Consider the following 20,847-nt stretch of genomic DNA (forward strand, 5'->3'; position numbering starts at 1 on the left):
CACTCCTATATACGGGCCAACCTTTGCTCCGATAGAAAGTGACGCACATGACAACCCTCGTATTTGGCCACAAATCCCCCGACACAGACAGCACAGGTTCGCCCCTGATCTGGGAATGGTTCCTGAACCACACCGACATCGACGCAAAAGCGGCCCTGCTGGGCGAGCCCAACACCGAAGCCAAATTCGTGGCCGAGCGTTGGGGCTTCGCGCTTCCCGAGATCATTGCCGACGTCGATGACAACCAGTCCTGCGTGATCGTGGACACCAACAACCCCGCTGAACTGCCTGCAAACATCAATAACGCCGATGTGCTGGCGATCATCGACCACCACAAACTGGCGGGCGGGCTGGAAACCAAGAACCCGATCAACATCACTGTGCGCCCCTTGGCTTGCACCGCGACGATCATGCACCAGATGATGGGTGATCACGCCAGCCACATGCCACAGGGCATCAAGGGCCTGATGCTGTCCTGCATCCTTTCCGACACGCTGGCCTTCCGGTCTCCCACGACAACCGAGGTGGACAAGGAACTGGCCGAGGCGCTTGCCAAGGACCTTGGGGTCGATATCGATACTTACGCCGGTGAAATGTTTGCAGCAAAATCCGATGTCTCTGCATTCTCCGACGCCGAACTGCTGCGCATGGACAGCAAGGAATATGCCGTCGACGGCAAGAAATTCCGCGTCTCCGTGCTCGAGACCACAGCGCCCGACATCGTGCTCGACCGCAAGGCATCACTGATGGAAACCATGCCGAAGGTCGCGGAAGAGGACGGCGTCGACCAGGTCCTGCTTTTCGTCGTGGATATTCTCAAGGAAGAGGCCACCATGCTGATCCCCAACGATCTGACCAAGACCGTGGCCGAAAAATCCTTTGACGCAAAAGTCGACGGCGACAGCGTGGTCCTGCCCGGCATCATGAGCCGGAAAAAGCAGATTATCCCCGCGCTCAAGGTCTAAGCCGGCCGCGCAAACGTATGTACAGGTTGTGTACCGGATGTGTACAGGATCTGTACGCCTTACAAACCGTTCACAAAGGTTAACGCATGACCCAGATCATCGACCAATTCGCCGACATCTCGGGGCAGTATGATGCCGCCTTTGTGGACCTTTGGGGATGTATGCACAACGGCGTCACGGCCCTGCCAGACGCCGTGGCTGCCATGCAGAAATACCGGGCGGAGGGCGGCATTGTAGTGCTTGTCACTAATTCCCCCCGTCCATGGGATTCCGTCGCGCGCCAGATCAACGGTCTGGGCGTACCAGATGACGCGTGGGACGCGATTGCCACCTCTGGCGACAGTGCACGCGCGGCCATGTTCCGCGGCATCGTGGGTGAAAAAATATGGTTCATGGGCGAAAGCCCCCGAGATGATGATTTCTTTCAGCCCCTGCAAATCATTGAAAACCCTGTGAATATCCAGAAGGTTCCGCTGGATCAGGCCGAAGGCATTGTTTGCTGCGGCCCTTTTGATCCGCTGGCCGATGTCGATGTGAACCGTCCTGAATTCCTCTATGCAAAGACCAAGGGCCTCAAACTGCTTTGCGCCAACCCAGATATCATCGTGGACCGTGGCGAAGTGCGCGAATGGTGCGCCGGTGCGCTGGCCGCGCTTTACACTGAAATGGGCGGCGAGAGCCTTTACTTCGGCAAGCCGCACCCGCCGATCTATGACCTCGCGCGCCGCAGGCTCGCTGCGTTATCAAATGCGCCATCAGATCCGCGTATTATCGGGATCGGTGACGGGATCGGCACGGATATTCTGGGGGGACTGCAAGAAGATATCGACACGCTGTTTATCTCGGGCGGATTGGCCGCAGCAGAGACAAAGACCGACCGCCAGCCTGACCCGGAGGCATTAGAGGCCTATTTGAACGAGGCGCAGATCAGCACGACCTACACCATCGGGCAGTTGCGGTAACAGGAATCGCTTGATCTTTCTGCATCGGCAAAGTAATAAAATTTCAATATCGACTTGATACTGGATTTTTTGTTACCTAATGGAGCCTGATATGCTGGATAACGCCCCCCGCGGAACGATCTGCATCGAAGATATCGAAATCGGGATGACCCGCTCGCTCCGCAAGGTGATCACGGACCGCGATATCGAAATGTTTGCAGAGGTGTCGACCGATAGAAACCCTGTGCACCTTGATGAAGACTATGCGCAGGACACCATCTTTGGCGGGCGTATCGCCCATGGGATGCTGACGGCGGGGCTGGTCAGCGCCGTGATCGGTGAACAACTGCCGGGGCATGGCACGGTTTATCTGGGGCAAAGCCTGAAATTCCTCGCCCCTGTGCGCCCCGGCGACATGGTGCTGGCCGAAGTTGAAGTGACCGATATCGACCATTCCAAACGGCGCGTCACCATGAACACGCGCTGCATTGTGAACGACAAAAAGGTGCTGGTCGGCGATGCCACTGTTCTCGCACCCAGCCGGAAATTCGACTAGCGCTGTTCAAGCCTGACGGCTTTCCACGCGAGTAAGCCCGCAAGGGCTGACAAGCGGTGCTTGCACGGCCTTGCGTGGTCCGTTACCCAAAGCCATGCGCATCATTCGTGACACCGTTTTCATTGATCCTGCTGACCGTGGCGCCGCCGCGGCGATCGGCAATTTTGACGGGGTGCATATCGGCCATCAAGCTGTCATTGACCTGACCCGTAAAGCCGCCAAAGAGGCGGACGCACCCCTCGGCATCATGACGTTCGAGCCGCACCCCCGCAGCTATTTTTCCCGCGATCCCAACCCTTTCCGCCTGATGAACGCGGAAGCGCGTGCCAATCGTTTGGCGAAACTGGGTGTTGAAAAACTTTATGAAGTTCCCTTCAACGCAGCCCTTGCCGCCCTTACACCCCGTGCCTTTGCACAAACAGTGATCGCCGATCAACTGGGGCTCAAACATGTGGTTGTCGGTGCCGATTTCTGCTTTGGCAGAGACCGCGCGGGCACGGTGGCAGACCTGCAAAAATTCGGTGCCGAAATGGGCTTTGGCGTGACCGTCGCACCCATCGTCGCAATCGACCGCGCCAATGTCTCCTCCACCGCGATCCGGCAAGCCCTGAGCGATGGCAAACCCCGCGACGCCGCCGCAATGCTGGGCCACTGGCACCGTATCGTGGGCGAGGTCATTCGTGGTGATCAACGCGGCCGCGATCTGGGGTACCCCACCGCCAATATGTCGATCACAGGCCTGCACCCGCCGAAATTTGGTGTTTATGCTGTGAAAGTCGACGTCCTTGATGGCCCGCACAAAGGCACCTACAACGGCGCTGCCTCGATCGGCGTGCGCCCGATGTTTGGCGAAAATGTCCCGAATTGCGAAACCTTCATCTTTGACTTCAAAGGTGACCTTTACGGGTCTACCCTTTCGGTTGCCTTGGTTGATTTCCTGCGGCCTGAGTTGAAGTTCGACAGCCTCGAAGCGCTCATCACCCAGATGGATGCCGATTGTGTCACCGCCCGAGAGATCCTTGCCGATGTCCGTTGAAATCCCCCGCGACGGCCTGACGCCGCGGTTTTGGGAAACCAAACCGATGTCGAAACTGAACAAACAGGAATGGGAAGCGCTCTGCGATGGGTGCGGCAAATGCTGCCTGAACAAGCTTGAAGATGACGACGGCACCGTGGCGATGACCCGCATCGCCTGCCGTTTGCTGGATGGTGAAAACTGCCTGTGCAGCAACTATCCGAACCGGCACAAGTTCGTTCCTGAGTGTATCGTGCTGACCCCGAAAACCATCCTCGAGAACCTGTACTGGCTGCCCATGACCTGCGGCTACCGTTTGGTCCATGAACGCCGCCCGCTGTACGACTGGCACCCGCTGATCTCGGGCGATCCGGAATCGGTCCATCGGGCCGGGGTGTCGGTCAGGGGCATGACCATTCCAGAATTTCAGGTCGATGAGGACGATTGGGAAGACCACATTATCGAGGAGCCACTCTAGATGTTTTTTGCTTCAGACAACGCAGGCCCCGCCCATCCCAAGGTGATGGAGGCGCTGGTCGCCGCCAACACCGGCTATGCCATGGGCTATGGCGCGGACCCGATCATGGAGACCGTGCGCGCGCAGGTCCGCGAATTGTTTGAAGCACCCGAAGCTGCCGTTTACCTGATCATCAACGGCACTGCGGCGAACTCTGTGTTGCTTGCCTCAATGACACAGCCTTGGCAGACGGTCTTCTGCAGCGAATGCGCGCATATCCACGAAGACGAATGCAACGCGCCGGAATTTTACACCCAAGCCAAGCTGACCCTTGTGCCAACGGCGGACGGCAAGATGAAGCCGGATGCTCTGCGCAGCAAGATTCTTGGCGAAGAAAACCGTGGTGTGCACGGCCCGCAACGGGGCCCGCTGTCGATTACGCAAGTCACTGAAAAGGGGACGATCTACACGCTTGATGAAATTCAGGCGCTGACCACTACCGCCCGCGAATTCGGCATGCAAACCCACCTTGATGGCGCGCGGTTCGCCAACGCGATGACCGCGCTCGGCTGTTCGCCTGCGGACATGACATGGAAAGCCGGCGTTGATACCGTCAGCTTCGGCGGCACCAAGAACGGCGCAATGGGAGTTGAGGCCTGTGTCATATTCAACCCCGAAATCGCGTGGGAATTCGAGCTGCGGCGCAAGCGCGGCGGACACCTGCTGTCCAAGCACCGTTATCTTTCGGCCCAGATGCAGGCCTATCTTCAGGATGACCTTTGGCTTGATATGGCGCGCTCCGCCAACGCCCGCTGCGCCCAGTTGGCCGAAGGGCTACGCCAGCACGATGCCGTCAAACTCCTGTTTGAGCCGCAAGCCAACATGATCTTCTTCCAGATGCCACGGCGCGCGCATAAACGCATGCTGGATGGTGGTGCAGTCTATTACGTCATGAATGGCGATCCCGAGGCGGGCGATCCGGAAGAACCGCTGATCGGACGTCTGGTCTGTGACTGGTCCATGACCGAAACGGGCATTAACCAGTTTCTTGATCTGCTGAACGGATAATCTGCGCGATCTGCGCAACATGTGTCAGGGCAACCATGTGCCCTGCATTTGCCACAACATGGTCTGTCGCCCGCGGAATCCGCGCGACAAGCGCATCATGAATAGCCTTGATGACGGGTTGCGTTTGTCCACCGCGGATGAGCGTGACAGGGATATTCAATGCACCGAGCCGTGCTGTCGAGGTGACACCGTCGGCATCTTCCTCAATAGCGGCACCGCCAGCGACGACCAAATGGATGCGCTGGATCAGATAGTCCTTCTGCCGATCTGACAGGGCTGTCCATTCGCTATCAGACCACTGCGCATTGAAAATCTCGGCTGCGCGCGCCTCATCCCCCATCAGCATCGCAGCGACAAACGGACGAAACGCTTTCATATGCGCGGCGAACGCGGCGGTGCCCTTTGCCGCGGCAAAGAACACAGGCTCAATCAGGGTAAGTCTTGAAACGCACTCAGGGCTTTCAACGGCCAGTCGCAGGGCGGCTGTCGCACCGAATGAATGGCCGATGATGTGCGCGGGGCCGGTACAGCTTTGTCTCGCCGCCTCAACTGTCAGCGATTGATATTCGCTCTTTCCGTCCCAGTCGGCACTGCGTCCGTGACCGGGCAGATCAAGCAGCGTAGCTTGCCCCCCAAGTGCTTTTGCAAGCGGCAACATTGCTTGGTGGCGCGCCAGCATACAGTGCAGCATCACGGTCGGTTCACCAGAGCCGACCGTGACACTGTGGATGGCATGCCCGAAGGCGTCAGGCATCAGAGTTTTCCGGAAAGATAGGCGTCCAGATCATCAAGGCGGTCTTCGCCCCAGAAACGCTCGCCACTATCAGTAATGAAAAACGGCGCGCCAAAGGCCCCCGCATTCACTGCATCTTCTAGGTTTTTGCCAAAGGTATCCGCACTGGTCAGCATGTCTTTGTCCGCCAACGCCGGATCAAGCCCACATTTTTCCAGACAGGCGCGGACGACATCATCCTGGCTGATATCACGTTCTTCTGCCCAGCACGCGGCGCCGAAAGCCGTGACAAGCTCGGCCACATCTGCACCGGCGTTTTGTGCAGCGATGATCGCATAGGCCGAAGGCGCACCGTTTGTCGGCCAGAACATCGGTTTCAGATTCAGCGGCACCCCCAAACGCTTGGACCGGCGCGCCATATCCTGCAGGCGGTATTCCTGCCGGTTCGGGTGGCGATCCTTGGGTGGCACACCGCCGGTACGCGCAAAGAGCGCCATGATATCCAGCGGCTTGTAAGTAAGCGTCGCACCATGTTTCTGCGCAATATCGCGCGGGCGTGTCCCGCTCAGGTACGTGAAAGGCGACAGTGTTGCGAAGTAATAGTCGATATGTGGCATTTTGCGTCTCCTGTCGCGTGTCAATTCTTTGCGAGACGGTAAGCTTGTGCTACGCGGTGTCAACGCCACGAATCTGTTACATGCCTGTAACTGCCTTCTGCCAAAGGACCACACCCATGCCGACCATGATCGAACCCAAGCTGATTGCCGGTAACGCCAATCAGCCCTTGGCCACTGCTATCGCCCGCCGCATGTCGATGCACCGTGGCATGGATGTCAGCCTATGTGATGCGCGGGTGGAACGGTTCAACGACGGCGAGATTTTCGTCGAAGTTTACGAAAACGTGCGCGGCGAGGACATGTTCATCGTCCAGCCCACATCGAACCCCGCCAACGACAACCTGATGGAACTGCTGATCATCGCTGATGCGCTGCGCAGGTCCTCAGCAGCGCGCATTACTGCCGTGATCCCTTACTTCGGCTACGCCCGTCAGGATCGCCGCTCGAAAGCACGCACGCCGATCACCGCCAAGCTGGTGTCGAATATGATTGTCGAAGCCGGCATTGAACGCGTTCTCACCCTGGATTTGCATGCCACGCAGATTCAGGGTTTTTTCGATATTCCGGTGGATAACCTCTATGCCTCGCCGATCTATGCGCTGGATGCGATGCATAATTTCCGTGGCCAGATGGAAGACGTGATGGTCGTGTCCCCTGACGTCGGTGGCGTGGCCCGTGCGCGTGATCTGGCACAGCGTATCGGCGCGCCTTTGTCGATCGTGGACAAACGCCGCGGCAAACCCGGCGAAGTCGCCGAAATGACTGTGATTGGCGATGTGAAAGACAAGGTCTGTGTAATCGTGGATGACATCGTCGATACCGCTGGAACGCTTTGCAAAGCCGCCGAAGTTCTGATGGAAAATGGGGCGAAAGAAGTGCACGCCTATATCACCCACGGCGTGTTGTCGGGCCCTGCAGTTGAGCGCGTTTCTAAATCCGTGATGAAATCGCTGGTCATCACAGACACGATCCGGGCGACCGACGCCGTAAAAGCCTGCCCAAACATCCGTATTGTGCCGACAGCGCCGATGTTTGCGCAAGCGATCCTGAACACGTGGAACGGTACATCTGTATCGTCGCTGTTTGATCACAAGACGCTCGGGCCGATCTACGAGGGGCTTTACGCGGCAGAATAGATCTGGCGCTAGTAAAGTTCCCACCCATCATCACTGGGCAATTCCCCAAATGACGTCCAGGCGACGCGCACACGCGCGACCTGGGTGTCTGACCACGTCCGGAAGACGATAGTAAACCCTGTCTCAGTGATATCTTCGGCCTGCACATCGGCACGGATATTGGTGTTGTTGGAAATATCCCACATGGACATAGAAACCTGCACATGGGGCGGCGTGGCGTAGGCTTTTGAAAACTGTACTGCAGCGCGGGACTGTCTCGGGCCTTCGCCGCGCCACATCTGCCCGTCATCCTCAAAATCCGAAAACAGAACCACATCTCCGTGGTCTATGCCGATTGTACCACCTTCAAGGCGTCGCATTGCTATTCCTGCGTTTGCTTAACCGATACTAACACTTGGTTAATCATTCGTTGATAACTCAACCTTAACGTTTTGAAAACTGTCGTTAGGGTTAGATCGTGTTACACCGTTTTGTTAAAAATTTTGGATGCTGCGCACTGCTCGCACTTGTCATGGCATGTGGCGGCGGATCAGGGGCAACGTCAGACCCCGGCGACGGCGGTGGTGGTGATGGCGGGGGCGACGGTGGCGATGGTGGCGGTGGCGGTGGTGGCCCGCCTCCCAGCCCTTTCTTTGCACCGACCGAAGAACAAGCGCTCTACTTCCGCAATGTCATGCCGGACGAGCTGTCTTTGGTGCAGAGCACCTATAGTCAGGGCGGTCGAACACCTTTTGCAGATCTGCCTATAGGGACAATCGCATATAGCGGGTTCATGGAAGTTCTGTTTACCAGCACCCCGAATGCCAACATCGCAAGTCCGGCAACCCTGACTGTCGATATGGGAACAGGTGCCACAACCGGCAGTGCGCAAGCGTTCATGGGCTACGTCTATAACAGCGAGACGGACACCACCGAACTGGCGCTTTATGACGGCGGTATCACCTTCCTTGGTGCGTCCCTGACCGCAGCGAGCAACGGCAATGCCATTATTGATATCGAAATCGACGGTGCGTTCGACAATGGCGTGCAACAATTCACGATCACGGGCAATATCGACGGTCCAGTCTATGGACCAGATGCCAGCGGAATCTATGCTTCGGGCAGCTATTTCGGCCTGGGTCAGGACATTACGCTAACCGCTGACGGCGCACCGGTTTACGGCACGGCAACGCTTTGGGCGCTGTCGGACTAGATCGCAAGCAGCGCTAAGCCATCATCGCCAATTTTTTGGGAAGTATGTGCCGGCATAAGCTCATCAGAGCTTATGCCGATTGTTTAGTTCTTTGCAGTCAGACCGATGTGACCACCGATGGCCACCATGTCAGATAACAGCTTGGCTGCGTCATCAACCGGGCCCGGTTCGTTCTTGAAGTTGTCCTGCGCCTTGCGATGCACCGCTTTGGCTTCTTCGACCATTGCGTCAAAGACCTCTTGCGTCACCTCTGCCTGTGGCAAGGCGCGCTCGGCCAGAACGGATACACCGGTTGCTGTGATCTCGGCGAAACCGCCGGACACAACATAGGTGTCGGACCCACCACCGTGCACCACGGTCAGAACCCCGGGGCGCAGTGTCGTGATCGTCGGCGCATGGTTTGCCATGGCTGTCAGATCACCGTCTGCACCGGGGATGCGGACCTCGGTCGCCTCGACCGACGCCAAACGGCGTTCGGGCGAGACCAGATCGAATTGTAGGTTTGCCATATCGGCTTCTCCTTCAGCCCAGAATTACGCGGCGTCTGCGGCCATTTTCTCGGCTTTGGCTTTCACTTCTTCGATGCCGCCAACCATGTAGAAGGCGCCCTCTGGGAAGTGGTCATATTCGCCAGCCACAACAGCCTTGAACGACGCGATTGTGTCTTCCAGCGGCACCTGAACACCTGGCGAGCCTGTAAAGACCTGTGCCACGTCGAATGGCTGGGACAGGAAACGCTCGATCTTGCGGGCGCGGGCAACGGTCAGTTTGTCTTCTTCTGACAGTTCGTCCATGCCGAGGATCGCGATGATATCCTGAAGCGATTTGTAACGCTGCAGCATCTGCTGCACGTCGGCCGCCACTGCATAGTGCTCTTCACCAACGATCGCTGGGTCCAGCAGGCGTGATGTGGAATCGAGCGGGTCAACCGCAGGGTAGATACCCTTTTCCGAAATCGCACGGTTGAGAACCGTTGTCGCATCAAGGTGCGCAAAGGATGTCGCTGGTGCGGGGTCGGTCAAGTCGTCCGCAGGGACGTAAATCGCCTGAACGGACGTGATCGAACCGTTCTTTGTCGATGTAATGCGTTCCTGCATCTGGCCCATGTCGGTCGCCAGTGTCGGCTGGTAGCCCACAGCGGATGGGATACGACCCAAAAGCGCGGACACCTCGGAACCGGCCTGTGTGAAGCGGAAGATGTTGTCCACGAAGAACAGAACGTCCGTACCGGACTGGTCGCGGAACGCTTCGGCCATTGTCAGACCGGACAGCGCAACACGCATACGCGCTCCTGGAGGCTCGTTCATCTGACCGTACACCAGCGCCACTTTTGACTTGGTCAGGTCGTCGATGTCGATAACCTTGGAGTCGATGAATTCGTAGTAAAGGTCGTTGCCTTCACGAGTACGCTCACCCACACCGGCGAAAACCGAGTAGCCGGAGTGCACTTTGGCGATGTTGTTGATCAGTTCCTGAATAAGAACGGTCTTGCCAACACCGGCACCACCGAACAGACCGATCTTACCACCCTTTGCGTAGGGTGCGAGAAGGTCGATTACCTTGATGCCTGTGACCAGAACCTCGGAAGCTGTCGACTGCTGCTCAAACGTTGGCGCATCAGCGTGGATCGAGCGGCGCTCTTTCTCACCGATCGGGCCTTTTTCGTCGATCGGCTCGCCGATCACGTTCATGATGCGGCCCAGAGTTGCGTCGCCCACGGGCACTGTGATGGTGTTGTCCTGGTCAACCACTTCCTGACCGCGCACCAGACCCTCTGTACTGTCCATCGCGATGGTCCGCACAGTGTTTTCACCAAGGTGCTGCGCCACTTCCAACACCAGCGCTTTGCCGTTGTTGTCTGTGATCAGTGCGTTCAAAATCTCGGGCAGGTGGTCGTCGAACTGCACGTCGACGACAGCGCCGATGACCTGCGTGATCTTGCCTTTTGCATTTGCCATTTTCGTCTTCTCCGGGGTCTAGAGCGCTTCCGCGCCCGAAATAATTTCAATCAGCTCGTTGGTGATCACAGCCTGACGCGAGCGGTTAAACTCGATGGTCAGCTTGTCGATCATCTCGCCGGCGTTGCGTGTCGCGTTGTCCATCGCAGACATACGTGCGCCCTGCTCGGACGCGGCGTTTTCCAGCAGCGCGCTGAAGATTGCCGTCGCCACACCACGTGGCAGCAGGTCGGCAAGAATTTCTTCCTCACCGGGCTCGTAGTCATAGAGTGTCGCATCAGCGTCTTCGACCTGCTCAAATTTGGCAGGAATGATTTGCTGTGCTGTCGGGTGCTGCGTCACAACGTTTTCAAAGCGCGCAAAGAAGATCGTCGCGACATCGAATTCCTCGGCGTCGAAACGGCCAAGCACGTCCTTGGCGATCCCCTGCGCGTCAGCGTAACCAACACGTTTGACATCCGTCAGGTCAACGTGACCGACAAACAAGCTGCCGAAATCACGCTTCATCGCATCGCGGCCTTTTTTGCCGACAGTGACGATTTTCACCGTCTTGCCCTCGGCCAGCAGCTTTTGCGCATGGGTTTTCGCCAGCTTTGCGATGTTGCCGTTAAAGCCACCACACAGCCCGCGTTCTGCTGTCATAACGATCAACAACTGCACCTGATCGCTGCCCGTACCGGTCAACAATTTTGGCGCCGTGTCTGATCCACCAACCGATGCGGCAAGCCCGGCCATCACGGCGTTAAACCGTTCTGTGTAAGGGCGCGACGCCTCGGCTGCATCTTGGGCGCGGCGCAGTTTTGCAGCCGCGACCATCTGCATGGCCTTTGTGATCTTGCGGGTCGATTTGACCGACTCGATCCTGTTTTTCAGGTCCTTAAGACTTGGCAAAGCAAAGCCTCCTTTGTCTCAAAGATTACGCGAAGTCTTTTGCAAAAGCGTCGAGTGCCGCTTTGATCTTTTCTTCTGCGTCACCTTTGATCTTTGGGTCTTCCTTCGTGATCATGTCGAGCACGTCAGATGCGTTTGTGCGCAGGTGCTTCAGCAGGCCTGCTTCAAAGCGGCCAACATCCTTGACGGCGATCTTGTCGAGGTAGCCTTTGGTGCCTGCGTAGATGACACACACGATCTCTGCGTTGGTCAGCGGCGCGTACTGTGGCTGCTTCATCAACTCGGTCAGACGGGCACCACGGTTCAGCAACTGCTGTGTTGCGGCGTCCAGGTCGGAACCAAACTGCGCAAAGGCGGCCATTTCGCGGTACTGTGCAAGCTCAAGTTTCACAGGACCAGCAACCGATTTCATCGAGTTGGTTTGCGCGGACGAACCCACACGCGAAACCGACAGACCGGTGTTCACCGCAGGGCGGATACCTTGATAGAAGAGTTCAGTTTCCAAGAAGATCTGACCGTCGGTGATCGAAATCACGTTTGTCGGGATAAATGCGGACACGTCACCACCTTGGGTTTCGATGATCGGCAGCGCGGTCAAAGAACCCGCACCGTTATCTTCGTTCAGCTTCGCCGAACGCTCGAGCAGGCGGGAGTGGAGGTAGAAAACGTCACCTGGGTAGGCTTCACGCCCTGGTGGGCGGCGCAGCAGCAGGGACATCTGACGATAGGATACAGCCTGCTTGGACAGGTCATCATAGATGATCAGCGCGTGGCGGCCATTGTCACGGAAGTGCTCGGCCATCGCGGTTGCCGCATATGGTGCAAGGAACTGCATCGGTGCAGGGTCGGACGCAGTCGCAGCCACAACGATCGAATACTCAATCGCGCCGCTTTCTTCGAGCTTCTTCACCAGCTGGGCAACTGTCGAACGCTTCTGACCAACAGCCACGTACACGCAGTACAGCTTGTCGTACTCTTTTTCGGCGGCGTCGTTATAGGATTTCTGGTTCAGGATCGTATCAAGTGCCACAGCAGTTTTACCTGTCTGACGGTCACCAATGATCAATTCGCGCTGGCCACGGCCAATCGGGATCATCGCGTCAACGGATTTCAGACCGGTCGCCATCGGCTCATGCACCGATTTACGTGGGATGATGCCAGGTGCCTTGGAGTCAGCAACAGCGCGTTTCTTTGTCTTGATCGGGCCCTTCCCGTCCAGCGGGTTACCCAGACCGTCAACAACACGACCCAAGAGTTCGTCACCAACAGGCACGTCCACGATGGATTTGGTGCGCTTAACAACGTCACCTTCTTTGATGTCGCGGTCGGAACCGAAGATAACAACACCCACGTTGTCGGATTCAAGGTTCAGGGCCATCCCGCGGATACCACCGGGGAATTCAACCATTTCACCGGCCTGTACGTTGTCGAGGCCATAAACACGGGCGATACCGTCGCCCACGCTCAGCACACGACCGACTTCGGCAACTTCGGCCTCTTGACCGAAGTTTTTGATCTGGTCCTTCAGGATCGCAGAAATTTCAGACGCTTGGATCGCCATTTATCCGACCTCTTTCATTTTACTTTGGAGTGCGTTGAGCTTGGAGGCGATCGACGTGTCGATCATCTTGGAGCCCACTTTGACAATAAGACCGCCGATGATTGATTCATCGACGGTTTCTTTGATGGTAATAGATTTGCCCACTTGAGCTTTGAGCGTTTTCGCCAGCTTGTCAGCCTGCGCCTTGGTCAGCGCCTTGGCTGTGGTGACTTCGGCCGTCACTTCGCCGCGCTCTTCTGCCAACATGTCCTGCAATACAGCGATCAGCTGTGGCAGCACAAACAAGCGACGCTTGGACGCCAACAGCGCGAGCACATTGCTTGTCGTGTCAGAGAGTTTCATTTTCTTGGCAATCGCAACGATTGCGGCAGACTGTTGTTCGCGGCTGTAAAGCGGTGATGTCAGCAGTGTGCGCAGATCGGCGCTTTCGGCCATCGCTGCTTCCAACGAAGCAACATCTGATTCGAGTGTCTTGATTGCCTTGCCGTCTTTGGCGAGGTCAAACACAGCAGTCGCATAGCGCGTAGCGATGCCTGTCGAAATACCAGCAGTTTCGGACACGTGGAGCCTTCCGATATCTTGGGCCCAGACCCGCGGGCCCCGTCGGTGACAGGACGCGAATGAGCAACTTCCTTAGCCCTCACGAAAACGAGAGAGCAGCAAAATCCTGCGCGATGTAGCAGAGCCCCTATGGCGTCGCAAGCACCCTGCGACAAGAATCCGCTACTCGAAGGGGCATATGGTGCTGTTATCTGCATTGAACAGCAATTTCAGACCAAAACTTAGGCTTTTTCCATTTCTTCTGCGAGAAAATACAAGAAAGCGCAGCCCCTTTCGAGTGCCGCGCTTTCCGCTTTCTTGATGTCGCTCGCGCCAAAACGCGCAAAGCCGGATTCGCCGCTAAGGCACTAGGCCGCGGTTCCGGCCAAAGTCGCCCAGATGCTTCCGGTAAAGACCTGCAGCTCGGAATCATCCTTGACCCATGCCATCCACCCTTCGCGCGGCGTGGCAAACAGCCAGCCGCCGCCACGCCATGCGGCGATCTTGCCCGCCTGTCCTGCCCATGCGCCCGAAGGGGACGTTCCCAGCACCCACGCCTGTCCCTCATTGGCTGATGCGGGCGGGGTCGTGGCGCCCGTGCTTTCAACTGTCAGCTGGACGATCATATCGAGCAACTCGATGGCTTCGTTGTGGGTCACGTGTTTTTGCGCCTGCGCCGGCATGATGAACGGCAACTCGAGGTTTGGGGTAATATCTGGCATGTGGTCCTGCGCCTTCCGCTGGGAATGAATTGACGCGCAGTATTTCCGATGACGTCTCACAAGAGCCTTACAGGACCGTGCGGTGCCGAAACCCTGCCTTCAGCGACGTTGAACCTGGGCCTGCAAGTCCCTAGAAGGGAACGGTATGATTTGGAGACACGCATGCGCGTATTGGTGACCGGCGGCGCAGGGTATATCGGCAGCCACACATTGCTTGAACTTATGGCACAAGGCCATGAGGTTTGCGTACTGGACAACTACAGCAATGCGACACCCGAAGTCCTGAACCGCGTCCGCGCCCTGTCGAACGGTTTGGTCCATGATTATATCGGCGATGTACGTGATGCCGCTAAGCTCGACGAGGTCATGCAGGATTTTCAGCCCGAGGCCGTAATCCATTTTGCAGGCCTCAAGGCAGTTGGCGAAAGTCAGGAAAAACCGCTGCTCTATTATGACGTCAATGTCTCTGGGACGCTGGCTTTGCTGCATGCGATGGAGCGGGCAAATTGCAAACGCCTGATCTTTTCATCCTCGGCGACGGTTTACGGCGAACCCGTCTATCTGCCCTATGATGAGGCGCATCCCACAAATCCCACATCTGTCTACGGCAAAACCAAGCTGATCGCCGAGCAGATTTTGACGGATTGGGCTGCCGCTGATTCGACCCGCGCGGCCGTGCTGCTGCGCTATTTCAACCCTGTCGGGGCACATGCCTCGGCACAGATCGGCGAAGACCCCAAGGATATTCCCAATAACCTGATGCCCTTTATTGCGCAGGTCGCGGTGGGCAAGCGCGAAGCATTACAAATTTTCGGGGATGATTACGACACACCGGACGGGACGGGCCTGCGCGACTATATCCATGTGGTCGATCTTGCCCGCGCCCATGTCGCGGCCATTGCCTACGCTGAACAGGCAACAGGTGCGCGACCATTCAATATCGGTACCGGCCAAAGCTATAGCGTGCGCGACATGGTTGCTGCATTCGAGCGCGCCTGCGGCGCGGCGATAAAGACCCAGCAGGTCGGCCGCCGTGAAGGTGATATTGCAGCAATGCAAGCCGATGCCACGCGCGCCAATGCGGAATTGGGATGGAAGGCGACGCATGATCTGGATGCAATGACTGCGAGCACTTGGGCGTGGCAATCTGCCAATCCGGACGGGTACGACGGGTCGTAAATGAAATGTGCCCTGCGTAACAAACGCAAGGCACACTGAAGACGAACCGTTAAACCCTCACCACTGGAAAAATTCCCCAACGTCACTTTAACGCATGTGCAGCATTTCTTCTGTGCGTTTTGTCACACAAGCCTTCCAAGGGGCATTGAATTTCGGACCTCACACATCGCATCTGCGTGCGGAATTTCCGTAAATCCGATGCGTTATTGAAGAAATTACACGGCAAAGTTCACGCCTGCGCCCCAATTCCGCCGCAACCGAACCGCCAAAAAAAATGACGCTGCAAAACATACAGTTGACACGTGGTTCCGGGGGGTACCTTTCATGTCTTCACTATCCTTTACCGGTTATGTCACCGATCCCGGTGACGTGGCGCACTCGCATATCACTGATCTTTTCATCATGGAGATCGGCGGAACTGACCAGCTTTATAGCACGACACGCTATGATGGCGTCCTGCGGCACTGGAGCATCGATAGCGGCGTTTTGGTCATAGAAGACACCCAGCCCTATTCTGGCGGCGTGGTCCTTGGTGGTGCCGCAAGCATCAGCACGATAGCAGAGGGTGCTAACGCCGGTCTTTTGGTCGGAGGCGGTGCTGGCGGGGCGCTTCAGACGGTTGCGATTGCCCCTGATGGCGGTTTTACGACAGTAACGCCATTGGCCAGTCTTCCGGCAACATTCAACGGCTTTCAGCACGGGGTCACCCTTGTCCTTCCTGATGGAACGCAGGCTGTTTACGGTGCGCTTGCAGGCCAGACCGGCCTTGCCCGCATCCGCTTCGAAGCCGACGGCACCCTGCAAGATCATACGGTGCTTTATGATGCGGACCCTATGACGACTGCACGCATCGCGGCTGTCGCTCTGGCGACGGTTGAGGGCCAGAACTTTGTTCTTACAACAAGCGAAACCCAGAACGGCCTGACTGCGCGGGCAGTCGATTCGACAGGTGCTATCGTAAGCGCAACGACCATCGGTGCCGATGACGGTCTTTGGATCGGCACGCCAACAGCGCTTGAGACAACTACCGTAGGGGATGCGACATTCGTCATACTCGCCGCTGCCGGATCAAGCAGCCTCAGCGTGGTAGAGCTTGGCGCTGATGGCGGCATGATCGTGCGTGACCATGTGCTGGATGGACGCGATACGCGCTTTGGTGGTGTGACGTCACTTGAGGTTATCCAGACGGAGGGCAAGACCTATGTGATTGCAGGCGGCGCCGATGACGGGGTTTCGGTTTTTCTGTTGCTCGCTGGCGGTCTGCTGGTGCATTGCGCAACGATTGAAGACACCGACGATTTCGGGCTTGATAACGTCAGCGCACTGGCAGCATGGGACCGCATTGGCGGCATAGATATCTTTGTGGCCAGCAGCAGCGAACCGGGTCTTACACAACTGGCGTTTGATACCGGTGTTGCCGGCGTTGATCTGACCGCCGCTCTGGCCGGGGGGCCGTTAGTCGGCACCATAGGGAATGATATCCTGCAAGGGCATGACGGTGACGATGCCATATCCGGGGGGCAGGGTGACGATATTCTGCGCGATGGCGCAGGCGCCGACATCATGTCAGGCGGCAGCGGTGCGGATGTCTTTATTCTCAGCGCTGATGGCCGGACCGACACGATTACGGACTTCACTGTGGGCGAAGACAGCATTGATTTGTCGCTCTGGCCCATGCTGCGCGACATCAGCCAGCTTTTTATCACAATTCGCAGCGATGGCATGACAATCAGCTACGGTGACGAAATACTGATCGTGCAGAGCGCCGACGGGGGGCCCATTGATTACCGCACCCTGACAACCGCCGATCTGATCGGGGCGACGCGCCTGCCAGTCGAGATCACACCCGGCTATCCCGGGCCGGCAACGCCGGTTCCCGACCTGAACAACCCACCACAGGAGCCCCCGGGCGATCAGGGTGGCGAGAACAGCGCCCTGACACCGCTTCAAATCATTGGTGCAGGCAATCTGGATCAACTGCGCGACACGATGAATGATGCGGCGGGCAGTGGACCCTACGGGCTCACGATTGATGGAACCGACGCGAACGAAACACTCTTTGGCAGCGACCGGTTTGATTTGATCTTTGCGGGCGGCGGCAACGATACCGTCAGCGGAGCGCAAGGTGACGACACAATCCTAGGCCGGGCCGGCGATGACACCCTGAACGGCGGTGACGGTGCAGACACGCTCGTGGGCGGCATCGGCGATGACTGGCTTGATGGAGGCAACGGCCATGATTGGCTGAATGGCGGCGCGGGTGCTGATACCTTTGTGTTCAATGGCGGCGTTGATGTGATTGCCGACTTCGAACAGGGCATCGACCAGATCGTCCTCGACCCGGGTCTTTGGACGGGTCTGACCTCTGCCGCGGATCTGCTTTTCGTCTATGGCACCTACGAAGACGGGCGCATGACGATTGATTTTTCAGATGGCAATATCCTGCATATCGACGGGATCATCGCACCCGCCATGCTTGCAGACGACATCATTCTGTTCTGAACGTGATCAGTTGCTGTTTACCACAGATGCCAAATTATTCGTGAGACCAAAAAGCGTCAGCGCAGGGCCAAGCGCGCTTTCGGTGCCGTAGATCAGGTCATTCCCCTCAAGCATGAACTTTCCCGCCGAGAACAGTCCATCCGCCGAAGTCAGGTCGATCGTGAAGACAACACGCTCTTGCGGCGGCCCCGCGATACCGTCTTTCACGGCGCTTGGGGCGTATTCCCGCAAGATCAGAATTCCTTCCGGATTCGCGCTGCCCGCATTGACGCCACCAATAAAGGCGAGTGCCTCAAGCGCTGAGAATTCGACTTCAGGGAAATCAAAGATTGATTGGGCGCCAGTCGCACCAAGGGTGATGAACTGACGCTTGTCGTCTTCGATAAAGATACGGTCCCCGCCACGCACGGCGATATTGGAGGTCGGGTCGCTCAGTAACTGCTCAAACGGGATACCATAGATCCGGCTGCCACGGACCAAACGCACCTGCGGTGAATTCAGATCGAGAAGCGGGCCACCTGCCTGCGAGAAAAGATCGAGTATCTTAAAATTGCGGTTCGGCAGAGGATAAAGACCGGGCGCTGACACACCTGCGGCAAGATTTGCAGTGTTTGTCTGTCCCGGCTCGACAGTCAGTTGAACCTGCGCTGATGGCACGGTGCGGATCAGCTCTTCTTCGATCCGCTCGCGGGCTGTGTTGGGGGCCATTCCGGCAACGCGCAGGCTCCCGATATAGGGCACAAAGATGCGGCCGTCTGCGCTTACGATTTCAGGTTGCAGCGGCGTCACCCCAGCCACGCCAAAGATCGAGTTTTCTTCGGCGTCCCAGATCGTCACCTGAACAGTGTCACCCGATGCAATCACCATCGAGGCGGGCTGTTCCTGCGCAACAGGCCACGGTAATGTCGTCTGACCCGTGGCCGGCCAGCCCTGCAAGACAGGCAGCGTATTGCGGTTCACTTCATAAACGGCAAAATCGTAAGCGGGCTCTTCGCCTGCCGCAGCAGTATTTGCCTTGGCAGCGGCAAGAACCTCTGACTGAAAACCGGCGCCACGCGGCAAGCCGCAACCGGCAAGCGCACAACATACGACGAGAGCAACGAATTTATGAACGATCAAACCTGAATCCTTTCGGGCAATCCGCGTATCCTACACTGCCAAGTTTTTATGAACAGCGTCTAAGACGGCAAAATGTCAGATAATACACGGTCCTGACAAGAGGATCAGAAATCGATCGCCAATCCCTTCTTTTCCCAATCGCCATAGCGGACAGGCTCGGGCCCGTCGCGCCCGCCCAATTCGGTCGGCAGCTCTTGCGCACCAGCTTTCTTGCGGCGCTCTTCTGCCTCGGCCAAGGCGCGTTGTGCCGCAGGGGGCAGGTCTTTGATCTCTTCGGTCATGGCAGGCGGCTCCTTGTCGATATCCTGTGTTTGATATACGCGCAGAAGTGCAAGCTTCAAGTGAGACCACAGATGACCCAGACCGGCCTGCCTGCCCGCCGCACCGCCCATCATCTGCTGATGCAGATCACGACCGAAGGTCGCCTGATGGCCGAACTGATCGCCGGCGGGGCCTTGGCGCATCTGGAAAATGATGACCGTGCGCGCGCCCAGCGCCTTGCGACCGAGGCCCTGCGCGGCCTTGACCGTGCGGACCGGATGCTGAAGCCGTATCTGAAGAAAACGCCCCCTGACCATGTGATGAATGCCCTGCGTCTTGGCGTGATCGAGCTGTGCAATGGCGAGGCCGCCCACGGTGTCGTCAACGCCTATGTCGAAATCGTCGCCCGCAATAAACGGACCCAGTCCATGAAGGGTCTGACAAACGCCGTCCTGCGCAAAATCGCCGATGAGGGGCCCGCAGGTTGGGCCAAGCGTGCTGTGCCGCTCACACCGGGCTGGCTGCGGCAACCGCTGGTGGCCGCGTGGGGGCGCGACGCGGTGACCGGCATGGAGGCCGCGCATTTCGCAGGTGCGCCGCTTGATCTGACAGCCAAAGGCAACGCGGAAGCGGTTGCCGCGGCGGTCGGCGGAACAGTTTTGCCGACAGGCTCTGTCCGTGTGCCAAATGTAGGACAGGTGTCGTCCCTTGCAGGATATGCGAGTGGAGACTGGTGGGTACAGGACGCGGCAGCGGCTATGCCCGTGAAACTGCTCGGCGATGTCAAAGGACTGAGAGTGCTTGACCTTTGCGCCGCACCGGGTGGCAAGACCATGCAACTGGCGGCCTTGGGCGCAGATGTCACAGCCTTGGATATCTCGGACAAGCGGATGGCGCGGGTCAGCGAAAACCTTGCCCGTGTGGGATTGACCGCAAGTTGCGTGATCAGTGACGCCTTTGAATTTAGTGACAGCGGATTTGATGCCGTTCTTCTGGATGCCCCCTGTTCAGCGACCGGCACGATCCGGCGGCATCCGGATTTGCCCTATGCAAAGGACGGGTCCGAGTTTGGCGCGCTGATCGACCAGCAGGAAACACTGATTGATCACGCGCTCACGCTTCTAAAACCCGGTGGGCGGCTGGTGTTTTGCACCTGTTCACTGCTGCCGGATGAAGGCGAAGTGCAGGCTGAAGAGGCGCTGGCACGGCACGAAGGTCTGACCATTGACGCCGATGCGTTGCGCATCGAAGGGATCGACCCTGACTGGATCACAGCAGAAGGCGGCCTGCGTCTGCGCCCCGATTTCTGGGCAGATCGCGGCGGGATGGACGGTTTCTATATGGCGGTGATGCGAAAGCCTGCGTGACTTAGCGGCAACCATTTCCTATGGTTCGGGAAAAATAGTCCCGTAAGAATATAACCCGAGGCCGCAG

General features: G+C 57.5%; 22 protein-coding genes. 11 read left to right on the plus strand and 11 right to left on the minus strand.

Features of this window, described 5'->3' with window-relative positions:
• Nucleotides 1-47 precede the first annotated feature (47 nt).
• From B0B09_RS11815 to B0B09_RS11840, 6 genes are all read left to right on the plus strand, one after another.
• Nucleotides 48-965 (plus strand): manganese-dependent inorganic pyrophosphatase, encoded by a 918-nt coding sequence (locus B0B09_RS11815; protein WP_076660038.1) that lies wholly within the window; start codon nucleotides 48-50, stop codon nucleotides 963-965.
• An 86-nt stretch (nucleotides 966-1,051) separates the two neighbouring features.
• Nucleotides 1,052-1,927, plus strand: coding sequence for a TIGR01459 family HAD-type hydrolase (locus tag B0B09_RS11820; RefSeq protein ID WP_076660040.1), 876 nt, complete (start codon nucleotides 1,052-1,054; stop codon nucleotides 1,925-1,927).
• Between the two features lie 91 nt (nucleotides 1,928-2,018).
• Entirely contained in the window at nucleotides 2,019-2,462 is a 444-nt protein-coding gene (locus tag B0B09_RS11825) for a MaoC family dehydratase (RefSeq protein WP_055294950.1), read from the plus strand.
• A gap of 94 nt (nucleotides 2,463-2,556) precedes the next feature.
• Nucleotides 2,557-3,498: a bifunctional riboflavin kinase/FAD synthetase gene (locus tag B0B09_RS11830; protein ID WP_076660042.1), complete on the plus strand. Its 942-nt coding sequence runs from the start codon at nucleotides 2,557-2,559 to the stop codon at nucleotides 3,496-3,498.
• Nucleotides 3,488-3,955, plus strand: a complete 468-nt coding sequence (locus tag B0B09_RS11835; RefSeq protein WP_076660045.1) for a YcgN family cysteine cluster protein — start codon at nucleotides 3,488-3,490, stop codon at nucleotides 3,953-3,955. Before B0B09_RS11830 ends, B0B09_RS11835 begins: the two co-directional genes overlap by 11 nt.
• Nucleotides 3,956-5,002 carry a threonine aldolase family protein gene (locus tag B0B09_RS11840; RefSeq protein WP_076660047.1) on the plus strand — a complete coding sequence of 349 codons (1,047 nt, stop codon included), beginning with the start codon at nucleotides 3,956-3,958 and terminating at the stop codon, nucleotides 5,000-5,002.
• On the opposite strand, the gene B0B09_RS11845 is transcribed toward B0B09_RS11840, so the two are convergent.
• Together B0B09_RS11845 and B0B09_RS11850 are read right to left on the minus strand one after the other, a co-directional pair.
• Nucleotides 4,971-5,756, minus strand: coding sequence for an alpha/beta fold hydrolase (locus B0B09_RS11845; protein ID WP_076660049.1), 786 nt, complete (start codon nucleotides 5,754-5,756; stop codon nucleotides 4,971-4,973). The genes B0B09_RS11840 and B0B09_RS11845 overlap by 32 nt on opposite strands.
• A complete protein-coding gene (locus tag B0B09_RS11850) occupies nucleotides 5,756-6,352 on the minus strand; it encodes a 2-hydroxychromene-2-carboxylate isomerase (protein ID WP_076660052.1) in 597 nt (198 codons plus the stop codon). The genes B0B09_RS11845 and B0B09_RS11850 overlap by 1 nt, the downstream gene beginning before the upstream one ends.
• Before the next feature lie 116 nt (nucleotides 6,353-6,468).
• On the opposite strand from B0B09_RS11850, the gene B0B09_RS11855 reads away from it, so the two are divergent.
• Nucleotides 6,469-7,488, plus strand: coding sequence for a ribose-phosphate pyrophosphokinase (locus B0B09_RS11855; protein ID WP_055294961.1), 1,020 nt, complete (start codon nucleotides 6,469-6,471; stop codon nucleotides 7,486-7,488).
• Nucleotides 7,489-7,496: 8 nt separating this feature from the next.
• Here the strand turns inward: B0B09_RS11855 and B0B09_RS11860 are convergent, their stop codons facing one another.
• Nucleotides 7,497-7,847, minus strand: coding sequence for an H-type lectin domain-containing protein (locus B0B09_RS11860; protein WP_076660054.1), 351 nt, complete (start codon nucleotides 7,845-7,847; stop codon nucleotides 7,497-7,499).
• 152 nt (nucleotides 7,848-7,999) lie between these two features.
• Here B0B09_RS11860 and B0B09_RS11865 point away from each other — a divergent pair, with 152 nt between their 5' ends.
• On the plus strand, nucleotides 8,000-8,680 hold the full coding sequence (locus B0B09_RS11865) for a hypothetical protein (protein WP_076660055.1): 681 nt from the start codon (nucleotides 8,000-8,002) through the stop codon (nucleotides 8,678-8,680).
• Nucleotides 8,681-8,763: 83 nt separating this feature from the next.
• Here the strand turns inward: B0B09_RS11865 and B0B09_RS11870 are convergent, their stop codons facing one another.
• The 6 genes from B0B09_RS11870 to B0B09_RS11895 all read right to left on the minus strand — a co-directional run bounded on the left by B0B09_RS11870 (nucleotide 8,764) and on the right by B0B09_RS11895 (nucleotide 14,352).
• Nucleotides 8,764-9,189 carry a F0F1 ATP synthase subunit epsilon gene (locus B0B09_RS11870; protein ID WP_076660057.1) on the minus strand — a complete coding sequence of 142 codons (426 nt, stop codon included), beginning with the start codon at nucleotides 9,187-9,189 and terminating at the stop codon, nucleotides 8,764-8,766.
• A gap of 24 nt (nucleotides 9,190-9,213) precedes the next feature.
• Complete coding sequence (gene atpD, locus B0B09_RS11875; protein WP_055294969.1) at nucleotides 9,214-10,638, minus strand: F0F1 ATP synthase subunit beta; 1,425 nt, start codon at nucleotides 10,636-10,638, stop codon at nucleotides 9,214-9,216.
• Between the two features lie 18 nt (nucleotides 10,639-10,656).
• Nucleotides 10,657-11,529 carry a F0F1 ATP synthase subunit gamma gene (locus B0B09_RS11880; protein ID WP_055294971.1) on the minus strand — a complete coding sequence of 291 codons (873 nt, stop codon included), beginning with the start codon at nucleotides 11,527-11,529 and terminating at the stop codon, nucleotides 10,657-10,659.
• A gap of 25 nt (nucleotides 11,530-11,554) precedes the next feature.
• On the minus strand, nucleotides 11,555-13,090 hold the full coding sequence (gene atpA / locus B0B09_RS11885; RefSeq protein WP_055294973.1) for a F0F1 ATP synthase subunit alpha: 1,536 nt from the start codon (nucleotides 13,088-13,090) through the stop codon (nucleotides 11,555-11,557).
• A complete protein-coding gene (locus tag B0B09_RS11890) occupies nucleotides 13,091-13,651 on the minus strand; it encodes a F0F1 ATP synthase subunit delta (protein ID WP_055294975.1) in 561 nt (186 codons plus the stop codon).
• A 347-nt stretch (nucleotides 13,652-13,998) separates the two neighbouring features.
• Nucleotides 13,999-14,352 carry a DUF2793 domain-containing protein gene (locus tag B0B09_RS11895; protein ID WP_055294977.1) on the minus strand — a complete coding sequence of 118 codons (354 nt, stop codon included), beginning with the start codon at nucleotides 14,350-14,352 and terminating at the stop codon, nucleotides 13,999-14,001.
• 162 nt (nucleotides 14,353-14,514) lie between these two features.
• Between B0B09_RS11895 and galE the strand changes: the two genes are divergently transcribed.
• Nucleotides 14,515-15,531: a UDP-glucose 4-epimerase GalE gene (gene galE / locus B0B09_RS11900; protein ID WP_076660059.1), complete on the plus strand. Its 1,017-nt coding sequence runs from the start codon at nucleotides 14,515-14,517 to the stop codon at nucleotides 15,529-15,531.
• A 324-nt stretch (nucleotides 15,532-15,855) separates the two neighbouring features.
• Complete coding sequence (locus tag B0B09_RS18175) at nucleotides 15,856-18,033, plus strand: calcium-binding protein (protein WP_076660062.1); 2,178 nt, start codon at nucleotides 15,856-15,858, stop codon at nucleotides 18,031-18,033.
• A 6-nt stretch (nucleotides 18,034-18,039) separates the two neighbouring features.
• Here B0B09_RS18175 and B0B09_RS11910 read toward each other — a convergent pair whose 3' ends face one another.
• A complete protein-coding gene (locus B0B09_RS11910; RefSeq protein WP_076660064.1) occupies nucleotides 18,040-19,152 on the minus strand; it encodes a polysaccharide biosynthesis/export family protein in 1,113 nt (370 codons plus the stop codon).
• 104 nt (nucleotides 19,153-19,256) lie between these two features.
• Nucleotides 19,257-19,433, minus strand: a complete 177-nt coding sequence (locus B0B09_RS11915; protein WP_055295486.1) for a DUF1674 domain-containing protein — start codon at nucleotides 19,431-19,433, stop codon at nucleotides 19,257-19,259.
• 72 nt (nucleotides 19,434-19,505) lie between these two features.
• Between B0B09_RS11915 and B0B09_RS11920 the strand changes: the two genes are divergently transcribed.
• Nucleotides 19,506-20,780, plus strand: coding sequence for an RsmB/NOP family class I SAM-dependent RNA methyltransferase (locus B0B09_RS11920; RefSeq protein ID WP_076660067.1), 1,275 nt, complete (start codon nucleotides 19,506-19,508; stop codon nucleotides 20,778-20,780).
• Nucleotides 20,781-20,847: the final 67 nt, after the last annotated feature.

This window comes from Yoonia rosea (assembly GCF_900156505.1).
Classification (GTDB): Bacteria; Pseudomonadota; Alphaproteobacteria; order Rhodobacterales; family Rhodobacteraceae; genus Yoonia; species Yoonia rosea.